General features: G+C 59.0%; 21 protein-coding genes. 13 read left to right on the forward strand and 8 right to left on the reverse strand.

Going from position 1 to position 20,428, the window contains the following annotated elements; genetic code table 11:
• Positions 1–23 precede the first annotated feature (23 nt).
• Positions 24–269 carry a phage integrase N-terminal SAM-like domain-containing protein gene (locus tag ABE957_RS11955; protein ID WP_349758921.1) on the reverse strand — a complete coding sequence of 82 codons (246 nt, stop codon included), beginning with the start codon at positions 267–269 and terminating at the stop codon, positions 24–26.
• 767 nt (positions 270–1,036) lie between these two features.
• Between ABE957_RS11955 and ABE957_RS11960 the strand changes: the two genes are divergently transcribed.
• The 10 genes from ABE957_RS11960 (at position 1,037) to ABE957_RS12000 (ending at position 8,202) form a co-directional block, all read left to right on the forward strand.
• Positions 1,037–1,627 carry a hypothetical protein gene (locus ABE957_RS11960; protein ID WP_349758922.1) on the forward strand — a complete coding sequence of 197 codons (591 nt, stop codon included), beginning with the start codon at positions 1,037–1,039 and terminating at the stop codon, positions 1,625–1,627.
• Positions 1,628–1,630: 3 nt separating this feature from the next.
• Positions 1,631–1,987 (forward strand): hypothetical protein, encoded by a 357-nt coding sequence (locus ABE957_RS11965; protein WP_349758923.1) that lies wholly within the window; start codon positions 1,631–1,633, stop codon positions 1,985–1,987.
• Positions 1,988–2,087: 100 nt separating this feature from the next.
• Positions 2,088–2,333, forward strand: a complete 246-nt coding sequence (locus ABE957_RS11970) for a hypothetical protein (protein WP_349758924.1) — start codon at positions 2,088–2,090, stop codon at positions 2,331–2,333.
• Between the two features lie 255 nt (positions 2,334–2,588).
• A complete protein-coding gene (locus ABE957_RS18160; protein ID WP_432765418.1) occupies positions 2,589–2,951 on the forward strand; it encodes a DUF3592 domain-containing protein in 363 nt (120 codons plus the stop codon).
• Positions 2,952–3,000: 49 nt separating this feature from the next.
• The gene (locus ABE957_RS11975; protein WP_349758925.1) at positions 3,001–3,456 is read left to right on the forward strand and encodes a hypothetical protein; all 456 of its coding nucleotides are present in this window, start codon (positions 3,001–3,003) and stop codon (positions 3,454–3,456) included.
• Positions 3,447–4,055, forward strand: a complete 609-nt coding sequence (locus ABE957_RS11980) for a hypothetical protein (protein WP_349758926.1) — start codon at positions 3,447–3,449, stop codon at positions 4,053–4,055. The genes ABE957_RS11975 and ABE957_RS11980 overlap by 10 nt, the downstream gene beginning before the upstream one ends.
• 119 nt (positions 4,056–4,174) lie before the next feature.
• Entirely contained in the window at positions 4,175–4,675 is a 501-nt protein-coding gene (locus ABE957_RS11985) for a hypothetical protein (protein WP_349758927.1), read from the forward strand.
• Between the two features lie 137 nt (positions 4,676–4,812).
• The gene (locus tag ABE957_RS11990; RefSeq protein WP_349758928.1) at positions 4,813–5,478 is read left to right on the forward strand and encodes a hypothetical protein; all 666 of its coding nucleotides are present in this window, start codon (positions 4,813–4,815) and stop codon (positions 5,476–5,478) included.
• A 148-nt stretch (positions 5,479–5,626) separates the two neighbouring features.
• Positions 5,627–5,995 carry a hypothetical protein gene (locus tag ABE957_RS11995; protein WP_349758929.1) on the forward strand — a complete coding sequence of 123 codons (369 nt, stop codon included), beginning with the start codon at positions 5,627–5,629 and terminating at the stop codon, positions 5,993–5,995.
• 479 nt (positions 5,996–6,474) lie between these two features.
• A complete protein-coding gene (locus ABE957_RS12000) occupies positions 6,475–8,202 on the forward strand; it encodes a DUF262 domain-containing protein (RefSeq protein WP_349758930.1) in 1,728 nt (575 codons plus the stop codon).
• 151 nt (positions 8,203–8,353) lie between these two features.
• Here ABE957_RS12000 and ABE957_RS12005 read toward each other — a convergent pair whose 3' ends face one another.
• From ABE957_RS12005 to ABE957_RS12030, 6 genes are read right to left on the reverse strand one after another with little or no spacing between them, the layout of a single operon-like run.
• The gene (locus ABE957_RS12005; RefSeq protein ID WP_407650042.1) at positions 8,354–8,506 is read right to left on the reverse strand and encodes a hypothetical protein; all 153 of its coding nucleotides are present in this window, start codon (positions 8,504–8,506) and stop codon (positions 8,354–8,356) included.
• Between the two features lies 1 nt (position 8,507).
• Positions 8,508–9,452 carry a hydroxymethylglutaryl-CoA lyase gene (locus ABE957_RS12010; protein WP_349758931.1) on the reverse strand — a complete coding sequence of 315 codons (945 nt, stop codon included), beginning with the start codon at positions 9,450–9,452 and terminating at the stop codon, positions 8,508–8,510.
• Between the two features lie 11 nt (positions 9,453–9,463).
• On the reverse strand, positions 9,464–11,515 hold the full coding sequence (locus tag ABE957_RS12015; protein ID WP_349758932.1) for an acetyl/propionyl/methylcrotonyl-CoA carboxylase subunit alpha: 2,052 nt from the start codon (positions 11,513–11,515) through the stop codon (positions 9,464–9,466).
• Positions 11,512–12,354, reverse strand: a complete 843-nt coding sequence (locus tag ABE957_RS12020; RefSeq protein ID WP_349758933.1) for an enoyl-CoA hydratase/isomerase family protein — start codon at positions 12,352–12,354, stop codon at positions 11,512–11,514. The genes ABE957_RS12015 and ABE957_RS12020 overlap by 4 nt, the downstream gene beginning before the upstream one ends.
• Positions 12,355–12,361: 7 nt before the next feature.
• On the reverse strand, positions 12,362–13,969 hold the full coding sequence (locus ABE957_RS12025) for a carboxyl transferase domain-containing protein (RefSeq protein WP_349758934.1): 1,608 nt from the start codon (positions 13,967–13,969) through the stop codon (positions 12,362–12,364).
• A gap of 12 nt (positions 13,970–13,981) precedes the next feature.
• Positions 13,982–15,151, reverse strand: coding sequence for an isovaleryl-CoA dehydrogenase (locus tag ABE957_RS12030; protein ID WP_349758935.1), 1,170 nt, complete (start codon positions 15,149–15,151; stop codon positions 13,982–13,984).
• 349 nt (positions 15,152–15,500) lie between these two features.
• Here ABE957_RS12030 and ABE957_RS12035 point away from each other — a divergent pair, with 349 nt between their 5' ends.
• The 3 genes from ABE957_RS12035 (at position 15,501) to idi (ending at position 19,425) form a co-directional block, all read left to right on the forward strand.
• Positions 15,501–17,444 (forward strand): serine hydrolase domain-containing protein, encoded by a 1,944-nt coding sequence (locus ABE957_RS12035; RefSeq protein ID WP_349758936.1) that lies wholly within the window; start codon positions 15,501–15,503, stop codon positions 17,442–17,444.
• Positions 17,445–17,663: 219 nt separating this feature from the next.
• A complete protein-coding gene (locus ABE957_RS12040) occupies positions 17,664–18,812 on the forward strand; it encodes a phytoene/squalene synthase family protein (RefSeq protein ID WP_349758937.1) in 1,149 nt (382 codons plus the stop codon).
• Positions 18,813–18,840: 28 nt separating this feature from the next.
• Positions 18,841–19,425 (forward strand): isopentenyl-diphosphate Delta-isomerase, encoded by a 585-nt coding sequence (gene idi / locus ABE957_RS12045; RefSeq protein WP_349758938.1) that lies wholly within the window; start codon positions 18,841–18,843, stop codon positions 19,423–19,425.
• 147 nt (positions 19,426–19,572) lie between these two features.
• Here idi and ABE957_RS12050 read toward each other — a convergent pair whose 3' ends face one another.
• Positions 19,573–20,352, reverse strand: a complete 780-nt coding sequence (locus tag ABE957_RS12050; protein ID WP_432765419.1) for an ABC transporter substrate-binding protein — start codon at positions 20,350–20,352, stop codon at positions 19,573–19,575.
• Between the last annotated feature and the right edge of the window lie 76 nt (positions 20,353–20,428).

A 20,428-nucleotide genomic window follows, 5' to 3' on the forward strand; every position in this document is an offset into this window, starting at 1 on the left:
GCCATGCCGATGCAGTAGCCAGATTAATCGGCGATTTCACTTCGGCGGCTCCCTTGCTGGTGGGATGTCGCATCCAGGGTCTGTCCCCGATTACGCCGATTACGGACGGGATGCCGGACTCCGTGGAAGCGAATAAAGTAGCGTATCCAGTAGCAGTATGTTTTCTCGGTGCGCGGGCTGTAGCGTTTCACCCGCAGGATGGCCCTGACCCGGTCCATCAGCTTCGGCGGTTTGCTGTGCGTATCCATACTTCCGTCCTCTCGATGCATGGATGTACATACAGTATTATTGGCATTGGCAAAATGCGCAAGCGCGCGAATTTTGCATAGGTGGCCAAGGTTTCCTTTGGGAATAATGAAATCAAAGGCTTAGCTGGTAAAAGTTTGCAATGATAAGGTTATTGAACGCGCATGCTCGTTCAAGTCAATAAACGAGCACGCTGTCTAATACCTGTTAAATGGCTCGATGAACTATGGAGCAACTACACAGAGTACAACGGTATCTAGACCGGATACGGGATATCTATTCTGGTTGTCCTCACAGGTTCAAGCGAGTGGAATATTATGAAGATGATGTCGTTTCGTTCTTTATCCACTGCCATCATCTTGCTGATTGGCTGTCGGAAACGTATCCCACCAAATATCGTAAGAGCGACCTTCAAAAATTCATAAACCGGCACCCTGAACTCAAAATTTGTGCGGACTTTTGCAATGGAAAGAAGCACTGCAAAATAAATCGATTGAGAAGTGGCTATCAGCCAGATATTTCGAACAGGAATTGGATGATTGCCACCTATAAACCGGAAATGAAAAAACCAATCACATTTTTCTGTAGGTATGAAATTGACCACAACGGTGCGAGCTATGATGCTTTGGAATTGGCTGAGACCTGTCTCAAGCTCTGGCGAGCAGAGATTCGGAGAGTATCGCTTTCCACCATTTAACCAGGGGCTGCAGCGGACCGCTTTTCTGGCGCGTTGCGCCTCCAAATCGGCCGCTGAGCCCAAGCGTTAAGTTACCAGGGAGAATTCGTACAAATGCCATTTGATGATCTAATGAATGACACCGTAAAAGTGTTAAAACAAGACGGAGAAATAATTTCGGATATCAAATCGAGCGTTCAAAAGGATAAGATATTTATTCAGCGTTCTGATATTTTGATAGAGACTGGTGACTTAATTCAGCGTTCAATGAGTAACGGTGCAGAAGAAACGTACAAAGTTATCGATCCGGGTTTTCACGAAAAATTCCATGGTATTCCTGCTGGGTACCAAATGGATGTTATCAAACTCGGTCTTCCTGAAGCAAAAGCAGCTGTCCAACATATTACTTACAATATATCCGGCACAAACAATAGAATTAACCAACACTCTACAGATAACTCGGTCAATATTGTAAATTCAAATTCTGAACTTCAAGAGCATATTTCTGCTTTACGTAATGAAATTGATAGGCTAAGTCTTCCTGAAGAAGAGCAATTGGCCTCCTATGAAGTTATTGATGCAGTTGAAGCTCAAGTCGAAAGTGGCAAGCCAAGCAAAGCGGTAGTCAAAACTCTTTTAAATGGGCTGCCTAATGCAGGTAGTATTGCGTCGATCGGTTCTTTTATAGTTTCTTTATTGGGGTAAATTATGAAACTCGATGATTTTGTTTCGGAAACGTTAAAACAAATTATAAAAGGGGTCGTGGCTGCACAAGAGTATGGAAATACTCAAAATGCTAAAGTAAATCCAATTACCGCAAGATTTCACAGCAACACTGAAGGCCATGCATACTGCCAAGAAACTGGTGTTCCATTACAAAAGGTTGAATTCGATGTTGCCGTTACAGTTACTGAAGAACAAACATCGGCAAATGATGGTGAGTCTGTAGGCTCTATATCTGTATCTTCAGCAAGTTCCAATAGTTCGCAAAATAGCTCAGTGAGCAGGATTCAGTTTGAAGTACCGGTACTATTACCTACAACAGGAAAGCAGGTGGAGTATTAACTTAACAAGCGCATGTTGTCGGACTGGTTTTCCGCTGCGCTCCAAACCAGCCGCAAATGCGAGCGTTAAGTGTATGAGTAGCAGCTAGGAAGTGAGCTACATGGGAAGTGAGATTTTTCGAGGGCGAGCGTTTTTCATTGAGCTAGGCTTGCTAGTGCTGGCTCTCATCAGCTTCATTTTATTGGGACATGGCCCAGGATTGTACCTCATTATAACGGGCGCTGTCGTGATTGTTGCTGATCATGCGAGAGGCCGGAAAAAGGTTAACAAGGTTGGCGGTGTAATTGTTGCTATCGGGGTGGTGTTTTCGGTCTTGGGGCTAGTTATTGTGCGGTTTGGAACTTGATATCCGAAACATCTAGTAGCATAAAGCTCCGTCTGCTTTGCCTCAGCTAGAGCAGCACTTAACAAGTGGGTGAAGCTGACCGGTACTACGCTGCGCTCCGCATCGGCAGCTTACCCAGGGCGTTAGCATCACGTTATGAATTGGTTTCTATATAAGACTTTTTTGGCGACCCTGTTACTGGTGCTTGGTTTGCTCTGCCTATTGCTTGCGTTTCATAGTTATACGGAAGTGAGAGAACTCGACTCGTGGGAATTAATGACTGTAGATATAGTTTCGAGTCAAGTCAGAAAGGAAAGTGGGTCGAAGGGGGCTACATACTGTCCGAACGTGAAGGTAGGCTTTAGGTTTGCGGGAGAAGCACGCGAGTCGGAACTTCAAATTTCCCAACTACCTTGCAGTCCTATAAAGCTGTCTGCATTGAACACCGCCCGTGATTTTCGTGTTGGGAAAACCATTGATGTTTATGTTAACCCGGAAAATCCAAGTGGCGTGAGATTTGAAAGCTACTCTTTGGGATGGGGATTTTATGTGACCTTGGTTATTGGCTGCTTTGCACTTCTTTTTATGGCGTATCTTCGGTTCATAAAGCTAACCAAGGCGAGCAAGGGACGCGACTGACGTCGCGCCCCTGTCGCGAAACGTTATGAATTAAGGAAGGAGTCGAACCATGAATAGTGCTGGAGATTCGCTTGAGAAACTGGCTCAAGCTCAACGTCGTTATGGAAAGTTCAAGGAGCTCTTTCGAGAGTTCCAACAGAACCTCGCTCTTCTTCATGGAGACAGATTTCCACTCAAGGGCATAGGTGTTGACCATGAAGATGGTGAACACAGCAATCTGAGCTTTCTGGACCGGAATTATTGTATTGAATTCAAGATGGTAAGCGTGGACGGTGTGCTGAAAGGAAGCATAACGTTTTATAGGCTTATTGACGACCAGACCAAGAATCTCTTACAGAGAGCAACATTTAATGGTCAGGGTGAATTGGATGTCGAGCCAACTCCAGAAGGAGATCCGCTATACGTCGATGACGATTCCTCCTGCCTGGGTCTAGTGCTCGAATGGTTAAAGTCCGAAATCTATTCATTACCTGTTATAAGGCTAGAGAGAGTGTTTTGGCTATAAAGAAAATTGATAAGTTAGAATTATTTACATTCCTGCGTTCGCCTTCATTGGAAGGAAGGCCTAAGCCGGGCTTTCCTATGGTTGCGTTGATCAAGAATGATGAGGTCATCGCAGGTATTAAATTTTCAAAGTATAAAGCTTGGCATGTTGATAATGTAGCTGCACATGAGAAATACGGGCCGACAATCTATAAAGTATTAATGGATTTGTCTGGAAGTGCGGGTATCGCCCCGGCATTCAAGCGCCGAAAAAGTATGCGTGATTTTGTGGTTCCTAAAAGCAAGAAAATTTGGCAAGTATTTGAACAGGACCCAAATGTTATTGCTTCGTTTCTTGAGGATAAGTACCAAGAAAACTACCTGAACAAAAAGTTTACTAGCATCACGTTGATGCAGGGAATCAATGAAGCAAGACTAAATTTTCGGAAAAAAGGTAGGCAAGAGTACCTTAAGACCCTGGGTATTTTTAATAAGTTGAAGAAAGTTGGTAGGCCTAAAAATTTTAACTTTGAATATCGACGATTTATTCATCAACGTCAATTAATTTTTGGAAGGCAAGTTCATGGCTTTCTGCAAGAAAGTGTTAATGCACATCAGTAGCATCGCCTTATAACAAGTGCAGGCACGGCGACGCCCATTACATTGCGCCTTTGGCTCCATTCCATGGGCGCGCATGCTGCAAGCGTTAAATACAGGGAGGCACCGAGATGCGGTGTGCAATGACAGGACTTCCCATCAGTGATCCATCTGATGGCATTTGGGATGATGGCGAATGGATCAGTTGGGAGTGGATTAATGGTCAATTGCACGAGCAAGACCTCAAGGCTGAGTTTCCCAATGCGCCCATCGAAATTATCAAAGTGTTTGAGGACTTGGTTTATTCCGCGGCAGAGTACTACGAGCTCACTGGTCGTTACCTTCAAATTTGGGGAGAGCTCGGCGAGCTTTACGCTGAGATCAAATATGGGATCGAGCGCCATCGCCCTGGTATGGCCGGCTCAGATGGGCGCATGGGGAATGACTGGGTAGAGATCAAGACGATTTCCCCTGAAAAAGGTAAAGGTAAGGTAGTGGTCAAGAGGGCGGGAAATTTCAATAAGCTGCTCGTTGTGAAAATAGACGAGAGCTTTAAGTTTGAATCCCGAATGATTGACCGCAAAAAGCTCGGTAAGGGCAAGGGTAAAAATGCCAGCTACTCATGGGGCTCAGAGTCTGAGTAAGCCTGTATTTAACCAGTCGCTGTAGTTCGCGGCCGATGGCCGCCGGACGCCCTTTTCATTGCGGCTTCGCCTCCATTACAAGGGCGCCGCTAAGCTCAGCGTTAGCGTTTTCCGGATCTCGGACCTTAAGGTGAAGGATGCAAAAAGAATATCACTCCAAAATTGAAAAAGAGTTTGCGGAATATCTTGTCACTATTGGCTACCCTAAAGACTCAATTGTCTATGAGCCTGCGTTTTTGGCCACTGATGGCAGAAAGCAATATCGGCCCGACTTTTTAATCGTTGATCCGATTAAAAAGGAGAGGTTGGCGATTATAGAAATAAAAGGATCTAGCCAACTCAATGCTGAGAGTGCCTATAAACAACTGAAGGCCTACAGTAAATCAGTGGGTGAGGACAGTATTCCTGTTTTCCTAGTTACGCCATCAAGCAATCAGATTTTCCCCTTCGACTTGTATATCTTTGACATTGATGGTGGGCTTATTCCTACTGATTTTGCTCTCTTCCCTACATTTCCTGCACTAACTGCAGAGGACGCCGCAGAACGAAAGAGCGGGTTACGAACAGAAAAGGTCGAGGCCGTTGAGTCGTTCCAAAAGGTTTCGTGGGTGTTGGCGTTTATCGTTTTTGCTATCGTCGTAGCAGATTTCATCTGTGCGCAAAATGATATAGTGTTACTTACGACTGAGCGGATGGCACTTATCGGTGCTGTAGTGGCGCTGATTGTTATTCCCTTTGCCCAGAAATTTAAGGGGCTAGGGATTGAGTGGGAAAAGGCTACGAAAGGTGACCATGGCAGCTAACAATCGCAGTCACGGCGACGGTTTTTACATTGCGGCTTCGCCTTCATTACAAAACCGCGCGTGCTGCGGGCGTTAGGCAATCTATGCGAATCTGGGCTAAATTATCGATTCCCAATACTACGGGGTAGAAACATAGAGGGTAACGCATGTGTTTCGTTATTTGATATTGTTATTTAAATTCATAGTCTGGGTTGTAGGTGCGCTTATTGCGATTGGCCTTGTGATCGAGAATGGAGCAGAATTCTTGGTCTTGATTTTTAAAGCAGGAATATTACTGCTTGTCACAGGTTTAATTGTTTTTATTACGTCTAAAATTGGTTTGTTCCCAAAATCTGACAATGTTTCAGGGCAAATAGCGGGCATTTCTTTTTGCTTTATACTAGCAGCTTCTTTATGTGCACCGCTTGAGGTCTATTTAATTAAGGAGTTAGGTTGGCATTGGTTAAAAGTCGTCCCCAAGGTTCCCCCTGGAAATAATGTTCCACCACTTAAACCATTGCCAGGTGACTATGAGTAAATTACTTATGGCTTTCGAAGCTGTCAACTTAATGCCTAACAATCAAAGTCAAAGCGACGCCAAAAAGCGGCGCGCTTGCTTTGGGCGTTGGGCGAACACAGTCGAAAAGGGGGGGGTAAATGTTTTTTGGAGAACGCAGCTTTGCTGCACAAATAGCAACTGGAGCTAAAGTCGCGTGCCTTCCACAGCACGACGAAGATTGGTGCCTAGCCGTGAAGTTTGGGACCGCGACAGCTTACCTTGGGGACGATTCAACCGAGGAAGCAAGGCATTTCGAGAGTTTGGATACAGCGGTTACTCTTGCTCGGGATTGGGGCGCTTCCGAAGTGCTAATAATCACGGGCACTAAAGATTGGAAGTTCTGAATACGGTGTATTTCTCGCCCAACAGATCGCTGCAGTTGCCGCCCGAAGCGCTGTCGCGCTTCGGGCGGCAACTGAGCTTAGGCGTTAGGCGAATCAAAGGAATTGGAGAAGTAGATGGCAAAACAACAAATGTCGTCCGAGACACGCGGAATTGGGCAGCTGCTTAACGAAAGACGTTACTTTGAAGTGCCAGCGCACCAGCGTGATTATGCTTGGCCGATTGGGGCAGTAGAACAGTATTTAGATGATGTTACCAATGCCATGAATGACCCCAGCAGTGACTACTTTTTGGGGTTGCTCGTACTAGTAGGTGCGGAAGATACGCCTTCAAAGAGGTATGAAATCCTAGATGGGCAGCAGCGTCTAGCCACTACGACAATGATCTATTCTGCTATCCGTCAATGGCTGCGCGATAATGGATTAGATGCCGAAGCAGCAAAAATCCAAAATGATTTCATCGGTATATCCGAAATCGGGGAAGAGCAGGATGAGCCTCGAATCGTTCTCAATGTGAACAATCGGGATGTCTTTCAGGAATTAATCGTTAACCCTTGCCCAGACAAGAATATCGAGATCAAGCTGGCTAGCGAGGGGCGCTACACTTCGACTAGAAAGCTTCTCGAAGCGGCCTTATTGTGTCGAAAGTACATCGCTAATCTTGCCGAAAAACAAGGTTATGAGAAAAAACAAAAATCAACGGTTTTATTTCAGATGGCTAAGTATATTAGGGACCGGGTGCAGGTAAATTGCCTTGATGTTAGCGCTCCAGAAAACGCATATACAATATTTGAGTCTTTGAATGATCGCGGAATTGACCTGTCCGTTCTTGATCTGCTGAAAAATCATCTCCTCAGAGAGGCTGGAAACAAAGAGGCGGTGATACTGAGTAACTGGACAAAAATGATATCAACAATAGGTGATCGAAAGGGCGATGATTTCTTAAAAGCCTTTTGGACTTCAAGGTTTGGCAGAATTCAACGAGGCCGCCTATTTAAAGAATTAAAAAGCAAATACAGTTCAAAAACTGAGGTTGCGCAGCTTTCTAACGACTTGGCACGAGTTGCCGATTGCTACGGAAACCTAGAGATTTCTGACAGCGATCTGTGGAGACGATACTCTGAGACCACGCGCACCAACATTGAAGCTCTCATTTTGTTGGGGGCCAAACAAACGCATCCGATTCTTCTTTCTGCAATCGAAAAGCTTTCGGTAACTGATGTTGAAAAATTAACAAGTTACTTGGTAACAGTTATACTTAGATATCAATTAATAGGGAGGGGGCGTACAGGAAAACTAGAAATTCAATCCGCAGCCATTGCCTCAAACATCTGGTCAGGAAAGCTAAAATCGGCACATGCCGTATGGGAAAATCTGAAAGCTATCCTTCCCGCTGATGAAGAGTTTCTAGAAGATTTTTCGAGGTATGCCGAAACAAAGTCAGCAAGAGCTCGGTGGATACTTCGCGAGTTAGAAATCCAGAAATGGAAGAACTGCAATCCAGGCAAGTCATTGCAGAGTGAGCCAGTCAAAGACCCAAGCTTCGTAAACCTCGAACACATACTGCCGAAAAATCCGAGTCAGGATTGGGCTGATGTGATATCGAGTGACAAGGAGTTCATAACTGATTGTCTCAATCGTTTGGGAAACCTCTGTCTACTGGACAAACCAAATAATAAAAAAGAAGCATCTGGTTCATACGAAAATAAATGTATCACATACAAATCCTCGGAGTTTATTCTAACTCGTGAAGTGTCTGAGAAGCATCCTCATTGGGATCGAGCCGCAGTAGAAAGTAGGCAAAAGGCACTAGCCAGTCTTGCTGTTGAACGTTGGCCAGTATGAAAGCATTTCGCCTAACAATCGGCTACACAAGGACGCCAAGCTCTCCGCTTCGCTCTGAGTTTGTCGCCTGCGAGCCGGGCCGTTCAACTGCCCACAAACAAAGCCCCGAGTCAGTCACCTGACTCGGGGCTTTTGCTTGTTGGCGTTGCGATTATCTCGCCGCCAGCGCCACCCCCACCTTGGAGCGGTTGGGCCGGCCGATGGCCTGGGTGATCCAGGTGCCGGTGGCGGCCAAAGCGTTCAGGTCGATGCCGGTCTCGATGCCGAGGCCGTCGAGCAGGTAGATCACGTCCTCGCTTGCCACATTACCCGAGGCGACCTTGTGGCTGTAGAGAGAGGGCAGCCGCCGACCAGCGGCTGGCCAGTGCCACCCCCACCTTGGAGCGGTTGGGCCGGCCGATGGTCTGGGTGATCCAGGTGCCGGTGGCGGCCAGTGCGTCGAGGTCGATACCGCTCTGGATGCCGAGGCCGTCGAGCAGGTAGACCACTTCTTCGGAAGCGACGTTGCCCGAGGCGCCCTTGGCGTAGGGGCAGCCGCCGAGGCCGGCCACCGAGCTGTCGATCACCGCCACGCCTTCCTCGAGCACCGCATAGAGGTTGGCGAGCGCCTGGCCGTAGGTGTCGTGGAAGTGGGCAGCGAGCTTCGCCATCGGCACGTCGCGGGCCACCGCCTCGAGCATGCGCTTGGCCTTGAGCGGGGTGCCCACGCCGATGGTGTCGCCGAGCGAGACCTCGTAGCAGCCCATCTCATAGAGCGCCTTTGCCACTTCGGCCACCTTGGCCGGGGCGATCTCGCCCTCGTAGGGGCAGCCGAGCACGCAGGAGACATAGCCGCGCACGCGCACGTTGGCTTCGCGGGCGCGCTCGAGCACCGGGGCGAAGCGCTCGAGCGATTCCGCCACCGAGCAGTTGATGTTCTTCTGCGAGAAGGCCTCGGAGGCGGCGCTGAACACCGCGACCTCGTCCACGCCGCACTCGAGCGCGGCCTCGAGCCCCTTGAAGTTGGGGGTGAGGGCCGAGTAGGTGACGCCATTGCGGCGCGTCAGGCCTTGCATCACCTCGCGGTGGTCGGCCATCTGCGGCACCCACTTGGGCGAGACGAAGCTCGCCGCCTCGATGTGGGTGAGGCCGGCGGCGCCGAGCCGGTCGATCAGCGCGAGCTTGGTCGCGGTGTCGATCGGCGTCGGCTCGTTCTGCAGGCCGTCCCGAGGGCCGACCTCGACCAGGCGCACCTGCTGGGGAAATGCCATGGTTGCTCTCCTTAGTCGTCGGCGGCGAATTCGAGCAGCACGTCGCCCTGGCCCACGGTGTCGCCGGCCTGGAAGTGGAAGCTCGCCACGTGCCCGTCGGCGGGGGCGGCCATGGTGTGCTCCATCTTCATGGCCTCCATGACCATCAGCGGCATGCCCTTCTCGACGCGGGCGCCGGGCTCGACCAGTAGCGCCACCACGGTGCCGTGCATGGGTGCGGTGAGGGTCGATTCGGCCTCCTGGCGGCCGTGGTCGATGGCGTCGATGCGCCGCCAGAACAGCCGCGTCTCGCCGCGCGGGTCGACGATCACCACCACGTTGCGCTCACTCCCTTCACCCACCAGACGCGCCTGCAGGCGGCGGCGGTGGCCGTCCAGGGTGATGGCCACGGCGTCGCCCTCGAGCGAATCGAGGCGCGCGGTGAGGGTCTCGCTGCCGATGGTCAGGTGCCAGGCGGCGTCCTCGCGCTCGCGGGTGCCCTCGACCACCACCACGGCCTCGGAGTCGTCGTCATCCTGGGCGTGGGCCGGGTCGCACAGGGCGATGCGAATGGTGTGCGGGGCATTGAGGCGGAAGCCGTCGTGGCGGTCCCAGGGGGAGTCGCTCTCGCACTCGCGGGCGAGCTGGTGCAGGCCCACCAGGGCGGCCCCGGCATATTCCTCGGTGCTGTACTGCTTGGGCGCGAAGAGGGTGGCTTCGTTCTTCTCGATGAAGCGGGTGTCGAGCTCGCAGGCCTGGAAGGCCGGATGGGTCGCCAGGCGCTGCAGGAAGGCGCGGTTGGTGACCACGCCTTGCACGTCGAGGGCGGCGAGCGCCCGGTTGAGGGTCGCCAGCGCCTGGGCGCGGTCGTTGCCGTGCACGATCAGCTTGGCGAGCATCGGGTCGTAGTGCATGGAGACGGCATCGCCGGTCGCCACACCGCTGTCCAGGCGCACGCGGGCCGGGTCGAGTTCCGCGCCCTCGAGGTCCATGGCGAAGCGGGTGAGGGTGCCGGTGGCGGGCAGGAAGTCCTGCTCCGGGTCCTCGGCGTAGAGGCGCGCCTCGAAGCTGTGGCCGGTGATGGTCAATTCATTCTGCGCGAGAGGGAGTTCCTCGCCCATGGCCACGCGCAGCTGCCACTCGACCAGGTCCTGGCCGGTGATCATCTCGGTGACCGGGTGCTCCACCTGCAGGCGGGTGTTCATCTCCATGAAGTAGAACGAGCCGTCGGCATCGAGCAGGAACTCGACGGTGCCGGCGCCCACGTAGCCGATTTCCTTGGCGGCGCGCACCGCGGCCTCGCCCATCTCGCGGCGCAGGCCCTCGCTCATGCCCGGCGCCGGGGCCTCCTCGAGCACCTTCTGGTGGCGGCGCTGCACGGAGCAGTCGCGCTCGAAGAGGTAGACGCCGGCGCCGTGGCTGTCACAGAACACCTGCACCTCGACGTGGCGCGGCTGGGTCAGGTACTTCTCGATCAGCATGCGCTGGTCGCCGAAGGCGGCCTGGGACTCGCGGCGGCAGCCGTCGAGCGCGGCCTGGAAGCCCTCGCCGGACTCCACCACGCGCATGCCCTTGCCGCCGCCGCCGGCGCTCGCCTTGAGCAGCACCGGGTAGCCGATCTTGTCGGCCTCGGCCCTGAGCAGGGCGTCGTCCTGGTCGTCGCCGTGGTAGCCCGGCACCAGCGGCACGCCGGCGTTGGCCATGCGCGCCTTGGCGGCGGACTTGTCGCCCATGGCGGCGATGGCCGAGGCGGGCGGGCCGACGAAGACGATGCCGGCCGCATCCAGCGCCTCGACGAAGGCGCCGTTCTCGGAGAGGAAGCCGTAGCCGGGGTGGATGGCGCCGGCGCCGCTGCGCTTGGCGGCCTCGACCACGGCCTCGACCTTGAGGTAGCTCTCGCGGGCCGCGGCGGGGCCGAGGCGGATCGCCTCGTCGGCCTCGCGCACGTGGCGGGCATTGGCGTCGGCATCGGAATAGACGGCGACGGTGCGCAGGCCCATGGCACGCGCCGTGCGCATCACCCGGCAGGCGATCTCGCCGCGGTTGGCGACCAGCAGGGTGTCGAAGGGTGTCGAACGGCTCATGAGCGGCGCTCCGTGGCGGTCGTGTCGGAATTCTGGGAGGCGTCGGCGGTCCAGGCGGGGCGGCGTTTCTCGAAGAAGCTGGCGAGCCCCTCCTGGCCCTCGGCGCTGACGCGAAGCTCGGCTATCACCCGGCAGGTGTGCTCGCGGGTGGCCTGGCTGTCGGGCTCGCGGGCGACCTCGGCGAGCAGCGCCTTGGTGGCGCGCTGGGCCTGGGGCGAGCCGGCGAGCAGCGTCTCGAGCATGGCGTCGACGGCAGCGTCGAGTTCGTCGGGGGCGACCACTCGGTGCACCAGGTCGAGGCCCTGGGCGGTGGCGGCGTCCATCACCTCGGCGGTCAGCGCATAGCGGCGCGCCTGGCGCTCGCCCAGGGCGCGCTGCACGTAGGGGCTGATCACCGCCGGCGAGAGGCCGATCTTGACCTCGGAGAGGCAGAACTTGGCCTTCTCGGAGGCGACCACCACGTCGCAGCACGCGGCGAGGCCCACCGCACCGCCGAAGGCCGCGCCCTGCACCCGGCACAGGGTGGGGCAGGGCAGGGTGTCCAGGCGGTGCATCAGGGTGGCGAGCTTGCGCGAGTCGGCGAGGTTGCCGTCGAAGTCGTACTCGACCATGCGCTTCATCCAGCCCAGGTCCGCCCCGGCGGAGAAGCTCTTGCCCTCGGAGCCCAGCACCACCACGCGCACCTCGCCGTGGCGGGCGGCATCATGCAGGCGCTCGAGGTGAGCATTGAGCTCGGCGATGAGGTGGTCGTCGAAGGCGTTGTGGACGTCCGGGCGGTCCAGCGTCAGCCGGGCCACGCCGCGGTCGTCGATCGTCAGTCGGGAGTATGTCGGCGTCATCTCGACCTCACATCCGGAACACGCCGAAGCGCGTCTCTTCCACTTCGGCATTCATGGCGGCGGCGAGCGACAGGCCGAGGACCTCGCGGGTCTGCAGCGGGTCGATCACGCCGTCGTCCCACAGCCGCGCGCTGGCGTAGTTGGGGTGGCCCTGGTGCTCGTACTGCTCGCGGGTGGGCGCCTTGAAGGCCTCTTCCTCCTCCTGGGTCCACTCGCGGCCCTCACGCTCGATCTGCTCGCGCTTGACCTGGGAGAGCACGCCGGCGGCCTGCTCGCCGCCCATCACCGAGATGCGGGCGTTGGGCCACATGAACAGCAGGTTGGGCTCGAAGGCGCGGCCGCACATGCCGTAGTTGCCGGCGCCGAAGCTGCCGCCGATCAGCACGGTGAACTTGGGCACCCGGGCGCAGGCCACGGCGGTGACGAGCTTGGCGCCGTGCTTGGCGATGCCCTCGTGCTCGTACTTGGAGCCGACCATGAAGCCGGTGATGTTCTGCAGGAACACCAGCGGGATCTTGCGCTGGGCGCAGAGCTCGATGAAGTGCGCGCCCTTCACGGCGCTCTCGGAGAAGAGCACGCCGTTGTTGGCGACGATGCCCACCGGGTGGCCGTGGATGTGGGCGAAGCCGGTGACCAGGGTGTCGCCGTAGGTGCGCTTGAACTCGTCGAAGTCGGAGTCGTCGACGATGCGCCCGATCACCTCGCGCACGTCGTAGGGCTTCTTGAGGTCGGTGCCGACGATGCCGTAGAGCTCGGTCGGATCGAGGCGCGGCGGCTTGGAGGGCTGCATCTTCAGTTCGCCGCGCTTCTGCCAGTTGAGCCGCGACACGCAGGCGCGGGCCAGCTGCAGGGCGTGGGCGTCGTTCTCGGCGTAGTGGTCGGCCACGCCGCTCACCTTGGCGTGCACGTCGGCGCCGCCTAGGTCCTCGGCGCTGATGCTCTCGCCGGTGGCGGCTTTCACCAGGGGCGGGCCGCCGAGGAAGATGGTGCCCTGCTCGCGGACGATGATCGACTCGTCGGCCATGGCCGGCACGTAGGCGCCGCCGGCGGTGCAGGAGCCCATCACCACGGCGATCTGCGGGATGCCCTCGGCGGAGAGGGTGGCCTGGTTGTAGAAGATGCGTCCGAAGTGGTCGCGATCCGGGAAGACCTCGTCCTGGCGGGGCAGGAAGGCGCCGCCGGAATCGACGAGATAGAGGCACGGCAGGCGATGCTTGCGAGCGATCTCCTGGGCGCGCAGGTGCTTCTTCACGGTGAGCGGGAAGTAGGTGCCGCCCTTGACCGTGGCGTCGTTGGCGACGATCACGCACTCCACCCCGGAGACGCGGCCGATGCCGGTGACCACGCCGGCGGCGGGCACCGGGCTGTCGTAGACCTCATGGGCGGCCAGCGCCGAGAACTCGAGGAAGGGCGAGCCCTCGTCGATCAGGTGGTCGATGCGGTCGCGCACGAACAGCTTGCCGCGGGACTCGTGGCGGGCGCGGGCCTTCTCGCCGCCGCCGCGGTGGATGGCGGCGGTCAGCTCGCGCAGCTGGCCGACCTCGCGGCGCATGGCGACGTCGTTGGCCTGGAAGACGTCGCTGCGCGGATTGATCTGGGTCTGGAGGATGCTCATGGAACGCCGCCCTTACTTGGATTCGTTGAAGATCTCGCGGCCGATCAGCATGCGCCGGATCTCGCTGGTGCCGGCGCCGATCTCGTAGAGCTTGGCGTCGCGCAGCAGTCGCCCGGTGGGGTACTCGTTGATATAGCCGTTGCCGCCGAGCAGCTGGATGGCGTCCAGCGCCACCTGGGTGGCCTTCTCGGCGCAGTAAAGGATCACGCCGGCGGCGTCCTTGCGCGAGGTGCGGCCGCGGTCGCAGCCCGCCGCCACCGCGTAGAGGTAGGCGCGACAGGCGTTCAGGGTGGTGTACATGTCGGCGATCTTGCCCTGCACCAGCTGGAACTCGCCGATCGACTGGTTGAACTGCTTTCGCTCGTGGACGTAGGGCACCACGATGTCCATGGCCGCCTGCATGATGCCGATGGGGCCGGCGGCGAGCACGGTGCGCTCATAGTCCAGGCCGCTCATCAGTACCTTCACGCCCTTGCCGACCTCGCCGAGCACGTTGGCCTCCGGCACCGCGCAGTCCTCGAACACCAGCTCACAGGTGTTGGAGCCGCGCATGCCGAGCTTGTCGAGCTTCTGGGCGGTGGAGAAGCCGGGCATGCCCTTCTCGATGATGAAGGCGGTGATGCCCTTGGAACCGGCCTCGGGGTCGGTCTTGGCGTAGACCACCAGCACCTCGGCATCGGGGCCGTTGGTGATCCACATCTTGTTGCCGTTGAGGATGTACTTGTCACCCTCCTTGCGGGCGCGCAGCTTCATGGAGACCACGTCGGAGCCGGCGCCCGGCTCCGACATGGCCAGCGCCCCGACGTGCTCGCCGCTGATCAGCTTGGGCAGGTACTTGGCCTTCTGCTCGGCTGAGGCGTTGATCTTGAGCTGGTTCACACAGAGGTTGGAGTGCGCGCCGTAGGAGAGGCCCACCGAGGCGCTGGCCCGGGAGATCTCCTCCATGGCGATGCAGTGGGCGAGGTAGCCCATGCCGCTGCCGCCGTCCTCGTCCGGCACGGTGATGCCGAGCAGGCCCATGTCGCCGAACTTCTGCCACAGATCGTTGGGAAACTCGTTCTTCTCGTCGATCTCGGCGGCGCGCGGGGCGATCTCGTCGCGGGCGAAGGCGTTGACGTGATCGCGCAGCATGTTCAGCTCGTCGTCTAGGTCGAAATCGAGGGGTTGGTAGGGCGTGTGCATGGCAGGGCTCCCGTCGTGTCAGGTGACGCGCCTTGTGCTCGAGCGAAGGCGCGACCGGCAAACTGGTGTCATCGAAATGGCAGATGGGACAAGACTAGGCGAGGTTGACGTTAACGTAAAGTGCAGCATTGCTCGGCTTAGACCAAGGTGGCAATCGTGAGGCCCCGAAACCCATGCCAACGCGGTGGCGGCGGGGTCCTGGGCTTTCGGCGCGCCTTGCGCGACCCTGCTGATGAGTGCATGGAGGCCCGCCCGGTGTGCCACGATATCCCCGGCGGTGCGCGGGGGGCAGGCGAGCGATGCCCGACCATGCGAAGGGAAACGAGGCGATTCAGGGAGACACGCGATCATGAAGGTCATGCGAGGGGCCCTGTGCGGGCTGATGGTCTGGCTGTGGACGGCCATGGCCGTGGGGGCCGCGATCGATGGTCAGGATCTCGAGCGCCAGAGGCTCGAGCAACAGGCTATCGAGCGTCAGGACCTCGAGGCCTTCGTCGATGGCTTCGTCACCGCGCGCATGAAGGCCGACCATGTCGCCGGCGTCACGCTGGCGGTGGTCAAGGACGACGCACTGGTGCTGGCCAAGGGTTACGGGGCGGCCGACCTCGAGGCCGGGCGCCCGGTGGTGGCCGAGCGGACCCTCTTCCGGCCGGGCTCGATCTCCAAGCTCTTCACCTGGACGGCGTTGATGCAGCTGGTAGAGCAGGGCCGACTCGATCTGGACGCCGACATCCGTGACACCCTGACCGACCTGCCCCTTGAGACCCGCTATCCCGAACCCATCACCCTGCGCCAGCTGATGGCCCACACGCCGGGCTTCGAGGATACGGCCATGGGCCACCTCTTCGAGGACGACCCCGACGCCGTGCTGTCGCTGCGTGACTATCTGCGCCGTCATACCCCGGCCCAGGTGCGAGCGCCGGGCAGCTGGCCGGCCTACTCCAACTACGGGGTGGCGCTTGCCGGTCGGGTGGTGGAAGAGGTCAGCGGCATGGCCTGGGAGGCCTACGCCGAGCGCCACCTGCTGGGGCCGCTGGGCATGCGGGACAGCACCTTCCGCGAGCCTTGGGGGCCCCAGCGCGAGGGGGAGCCCATGGCGCCGGCCCTGCGCGAGCGGGTCAGCGAGGGCTATCAGTGGGTCGACGGTGGCTTCCGGCCGGGCGGCTTCACCTTCGTCGGCGGCATCGGCCCGGCGGGGAGCCTCTCCACCACGGCGACTGACATGGCGCGCTTCATGCGCGCCCACCTCAACGAGGGGCGGCTCGGCGACGTGGCACTGCTCGCGCCGGAGACGGCCCGTGAGATGCAGCGGACCCACTATCGGGTGGCGCTGGGGCAGCCCGGCATGGCCCACGGCTTCATCGAGAGCGAGATCGCCGGCTACCGGGCCATCGGCCACGGCGGCGGCACGGTGCATTTCGTCTCCGATCTGCAGCTGATCCCCGAACTCGAGCTGGGCGTGTTCATCAGCACCAACAGCAACGGCGGTCAGGCGCTGATCCGCGGCTTCGTCGAGGAGCTGGTGCGCCGCCACTTCCCGACCGAACCACCCGCCACGGCCGCGGCGCCCGACAACCTGGCGCGCTATGTCGGGGACTACCTCTCCACGCGTCGGTCCTATACCACCGTCGAGGCGCTGCTCAGCCACGACATGGCCAGTGTTTCCCTGGACCGGGACGGCCAGCTGGTGCTGAGCCGGCGGGGCCGAGAGATTCGCCTGATGCCGGCGCAGGGAGAGGGGCACTTCCGCCAGGCCGATAGCGGCGAGTCGCTGCGCTTTCTGACCGACGACGGCGGCGCCGTGACCCACCTGGCGGTGCCCGAGCCGATCATGGTGATGGAGCGGGTGGGGCCGCTCGCCAACCCGCGCTGGCGGCTCGCCTTCCTGGGCCTGGCCGGAGCGGTGTTCGCCGGCTCCCTGGTGGTGGCGCTGTTCGGCTGGGGCCGGCCTCGCGCATGCCGGCCCGCAGCGCGCTGGGGCGGGCGGCTGACGCTGCTGGCCGCCGGGTTCTGGGTGGTGAGCATGGGGCTCGCCCTGGCCGGGGTGCTGCCCATCGCGCGGGACCTGGGGCTCGTCTTCTTCGGCTTCCCGCCGCCGGCCTTCGTGGCCGCCCAGATCGTTGCGATGCTGGCGGGGGCGCTGAGCCTGGGGAGCCTCGCCCTGCTGGCGCCGGTGCTGGGCGAGACCGGCTGGACGCCGGGGCGGCGCCTGCGCCATGCCGGGCTGGTCGTGCTGCTCGCCCTCACCCTGGTGACGGTCTGGCAGTTCAACGGTTTCGTGCTGATGGACTGAAGCCAGAAACGCGCCCGCCACGGGCCGAAACGGCGCGTGGCGGGGTGGGTCATGGCCTGGCGGGTGGATCCGCCTGGGGCGTCGGCCTACTCGGCCTTGACGTTGGCGGGGCGTCGTTACTCTCTCAAAGCCAGCGTGATAGCCTGCTTAATCAGTCTGTCTCGATACTTGCACGTCACGCGGGTTGGTCAATCGCCACACATGAATGGGTGTACTGTCATGGCCGAGGTCCTTGCGGCGGCTTCCGTAACTACAGAGGCAGACGCCTATCAGGGCAGGGTCCTTGGCGGGGTGTCACGCACCTTTGCCCTTACCATCCCTCAGCTCCCGGCCGATCTGCGCAAGGTCGTGACCAATGCCTACCTGCTCTGCCGTATTGCCGACACCGTGGAGGATGAACCGGCGCTTTCCGCGGTTCAGAAGACCCGCTTGCATGAACGGTTCATGGCGGTGCTGAGAGGAGAGGAGACGGCCCAGAGTTTCGCCAGGCAGGTCACGCCGCTGCTCTCGCCGGCCACGTCACCGGATGAGCGAGAGTTGATGGCTAACACGCCACTGGTCGTTCGCTGCACCCATAGCCTCGCAGCGCCCCAACAGCAGGCGCTGGTCAAGTGTGTGAGCATCATGTGCAGGGGCATGGGCCATTACCAGGATACTTCCAGCCTGGAGGGCTTGGCAGATCTGGGCGAGGTGGATCGCTACTGCTATTACGTGGCAGGCGTCGTGGGGGAAATGCTCACCGAACTGTTCTGCCAGCATTCAGGCGACATGCATGAGAAGCGTGCCGAGATGCTGGCCCTGGCACCGTCGTTCGGACAGGGACTGCAGCTCACCAATATCCTCAAGGACCTCTGGGACGATCGGCAACGTGGCGTCTGCTGGCTGCCCCGCCGGGAATTTCAGGAATTTGGTGTGGACGTGTCGAGCCTGGCGCCGGGACGCAGTGATCCGGAGTTCGCCACCGCCCTGCGATACATGGTCGGTATAGCGCATGCCCATTTGCGTAATGCCTTTCGCTACACCCTGATGGTTCCCGCGAAAGAAACGGGCATCAGGCGTTTCTGCTTATGGGCCATCGGCCTGGCCGTGCTCACACTCAGGCGGATAAATGCTCGGCCGACCTATTGCACGGGGCGGCAGGTCAAGGTGTCACGCCGCACGGTCAAGACCGCCATCGCGAGTACCCGCCTGGCGACACGTCATGATGGCATGCTCAAACTGCTGTTCAGCGGTGCGACCCGGGGGTTGCCACTCGCGCCGCTCGCGGGTCCACGTCCGGAGCTGAGTGCATGGGCGTTGGAGCCTGCCGGTGGTGATGGCTTTTCAGCGGCACGCGATGGCGTTCGGCTAGGCAATCACGAGGAGTAGACAGATATCACGGCCAAGGAGATGACCATTGGTTAGCACTGGCTCAAGCAAGCGCGACGAGACCGTTTCCTTCGATGACGAGGAGCTGATCCTGGTCGATGACGAGGACAGGGAGCTGGGGTATTTGAGCAAGGCCAAGTGCCACGAAGGCAGCGGTGTGCTGCATCGCGCCTTCTCGCTGTTCGTGTTCAATCATGACGGCGAGCTTCTTCTGCAGCAGCGTGCGGAAGGCAAGCGCCTCTGGTCGCTGTGCTGGTCTAACAGCTGCTGTAGTCACCCACGCCGAGGTGAGTCCATGGAAGAGGCGATTCACCGGCGATTATGGCAGGAGGTCGGCATCGAGGCGCAACTCGCCTTCCTCTACAAGTTCCGCTATCAGGCCCAGTTCGGTTCAAGCGGCGCCGAGCACGAGCTTTGCTGGGTATATCTTGGGGTCACTGACAAAGCACCACGCCCCAACCGCCAGGAGATCGCCAACTGGTGCTGGATATCACCCGCAGCGCTCGATGCCGAGCTGGCCTCTTGCCCGGAACACTACACGCCCTGGTTCAAGATGGAGTGGACGAGATTGCGCAGCGACTTTGCCGATGAGCTCAGGCGATATACCCGATAGGCTCGACGGCGGATAGCAGGCTTTTCATGGCCCGGCCAACGTGGCCCGGCCAACGTGGCCCGGCCAAGCGTGGCCCGGCCAAGCGTGGCCCGGCCGGACGTAGCCGGGCACTGGCGGGTCTGCGGGTGAGGCGAGGTTATCGCCGGGTCAGTCGGCGTGGGCGTTGGGGAAGAACAGCTGCTGGCCCTTGACCTCGAAGTCGGCGATGGCGGCCTGGCCCGCCTCGGAGAGCAGCCAGTCATGCCACTGCTCGGCGAGATCATGCTTCAGGTGCGGATGGCGCTCCGCGGAGATCAGCAGGCTGCCGTACTGGTTGAACAGCGCCTCGTCGCCGGCGAACAGCAGCTCGAGGTTCTGGCGGTTGTCGAAGGCGACCCAGGTGGCGCGGTCGCTCATCGCGTAGGCGTCCATGCCGGCGGCGGTGTTCAGGGTCGGGCCCATGCCGCTGCCGAGCTCGCGGTACCACTCGCCGCCCGGCGCCACATCGGCGGCGTCCCACAGGCGCTGCTCTGCGCGGTGGGTGCCGCTGTCGTCGCCGCGTGAGGCGAAGGGCGCCTCGGCCTCGGCGATGTCGGAAAGCGCCTCCTCGATAGTCTCGGCATCGGCGATGCCGGCCGGGTCATCGCTCGGCCCGACGATCACGAAGTCGTTGTACATGACGTCGGCACGCTCGGTGCCGTAGCCCTCGGCGACGAAGCGCTCTTCGCCGGCGGTGTCATGCACCAGCAGGCTGTCGGCATCGCCGCGGCGAGCGATCTCGAAGGCCTGGCCGGTGCCCACGGCGACCACGCGCACCTCGATGTCGCTCGCCTCGCTGAACTGGGGAATGATGGCGTCGAAAAGCCCCGAGTTCTGGGTGGAGGTGGTCGAGGCCAGGGTGATGTGGCGGTCGTCGTCCTGGGCGCTGGCGTTAAGCGACAGGCCCATCAGGCCGAGGGCGACGAGGGTGAGGCCGTGGTGTTTCCTGCGGGCGTTCCTTTGCATGCTGTCGTTCCTTCTTGTT

This window comes from Halomonas pelophila (genome assembly GCF_040196315.1).
GTDB classification, from domain to species: domain Bacteria; phylum Pseudomonadota; class Gammaproteobacteria; order Pseudomonadales; family Halomonadaceae; genus Halomonas; species Halomonas pelophila.

What these genes read in the sequence shown, in the direction of transcription:
- ABE957_RS11955 (WP_349758921.1), bottom strand. Translation starts at nt 269, where the DNA reads ATGCATCGAGAGGACGGAAGTATGGATACGCACAGCAAACCGCCGAAG.
- ABE957_RS11960 (WP_349758922.1), top strand. Translation starts at nt 1,037, where the DNA reads ATGCCATTTGATGATCTAATGAATGACACCGTAAAAGTGTTAAAACAA.
- ABE957_RS11965 (WP_349758923.1), top strand. Translation starts at nt 1,631, where the DNA reads ATGAAACTCGATGATTTTGTTTCGGAAACGTTAAAACAAATTATAAAA.
- ABE957_RS11970 (WP_349758924.1), top strand. Translation starts at nt 2,088, where the DNA reads ATGGGAAGTGAGATTTTTCGAGGGCGAGCGTTTTTCATTGAGCTAGGC.
- ABE957_RS18160 (WP_432765418.1), top strand. Translation starts at nt 2,589, where the DNA reads ATGACTGTAGATATAGTTTCGAGTCAAGTCAGAAAGGAAAGTGGGTCG.
- ABE957_RS11975 (WP_349758925.1), top strand. Translation starts at nt 3,001, where the DNA reads ATGAATAGTGCTGGAGATTCGCTTGAGAAACTGGCTCAAGCTCAACGT.
- ABE957_RS11985 (WP_349758927.1), top strand. Translation starts at nt 4,175, where the DNA reads ATGACAGGACTTCCCATCAGTGATCCATCTGATGGCATTTGGGATGAT.
- ABE957_RS11990 (WP_349758928.1), top strand. Translation starts at nt 4,813, where the DNA reads ATGCAAAAAGAATATCACTCCAAAATTGAAAAAGAGTTTGCGGAATAT.
- ABE957_RS12000 (WP_349758930.1), top strand. Translation starts at nt 6,475, where the DNA reads ATGGCAAAACAACAAATGTCGTCCGAGACACGCGGAATTGGGCAGCTG.
- ABE957_RS12010 (WP_349758931.1), bottom strand. Translation starts at nt 9,452, where the DNA reads ATGGCATTTCCCCAGCAGGTGCGCCTGGTCGAGGTCGGCCCTCGGGAC.
- ABE957_RS12015 (WP_349758932.1), bottom strand. Translation starts at nt 11,515, where the DNA reads ATGAGCCGTTCGACACCCTTCGACACCCTGCTGGTCGCCAACCGCGGC.
- ABE957_RS12020 (WP_349758933.1), bottom strand. Translation starts at nt 12,354, where the DNA reads ATGACGCCGACATACTCCCGACTGACGATCGACGACCGCGGCGTGGCC.
- ABE957_RS12025 (WP_349758934.1), bottom strand. Translation starts at nt 13,969, where the DNA reads ATGAGCATCCTCCAGACCCAGATCAATCCGCGCAGCGACGTCTTCCAG.
- ABE957_RS12030 (WP_349758935.1), bottom strand. Translation starts at nt 15,151, where the DNA reads ATGCACACGCCCTACCAACCCCTCGATTTCGACCTAGACGACGAGCTG.
- ABE957_RS12035 (WP_349758936.1), top strand. Translation starts at nt 15,501, where the DNA reads ATGAAGGTCATGCGAGGGGCCCTGTGCGGGCTGATGGTCTGGCTGTGG.
- ABE957_RS12040 (WP_349758937.1), top strand. Translation starts at nt 17,664, where the DNA reads ATGGCCGAGGTCCTTGCGGCGGCTTCCGTAACTACAGAGGCAGACGCC.
- ABE957_RS12050 (WP_432765419.1), bottom strand. Translation starts at nt 20,352, where the DNA reads ATGGGCCTGTCGCTTAACGCCAGCGCCCAGGACGACGACCGCCACATC.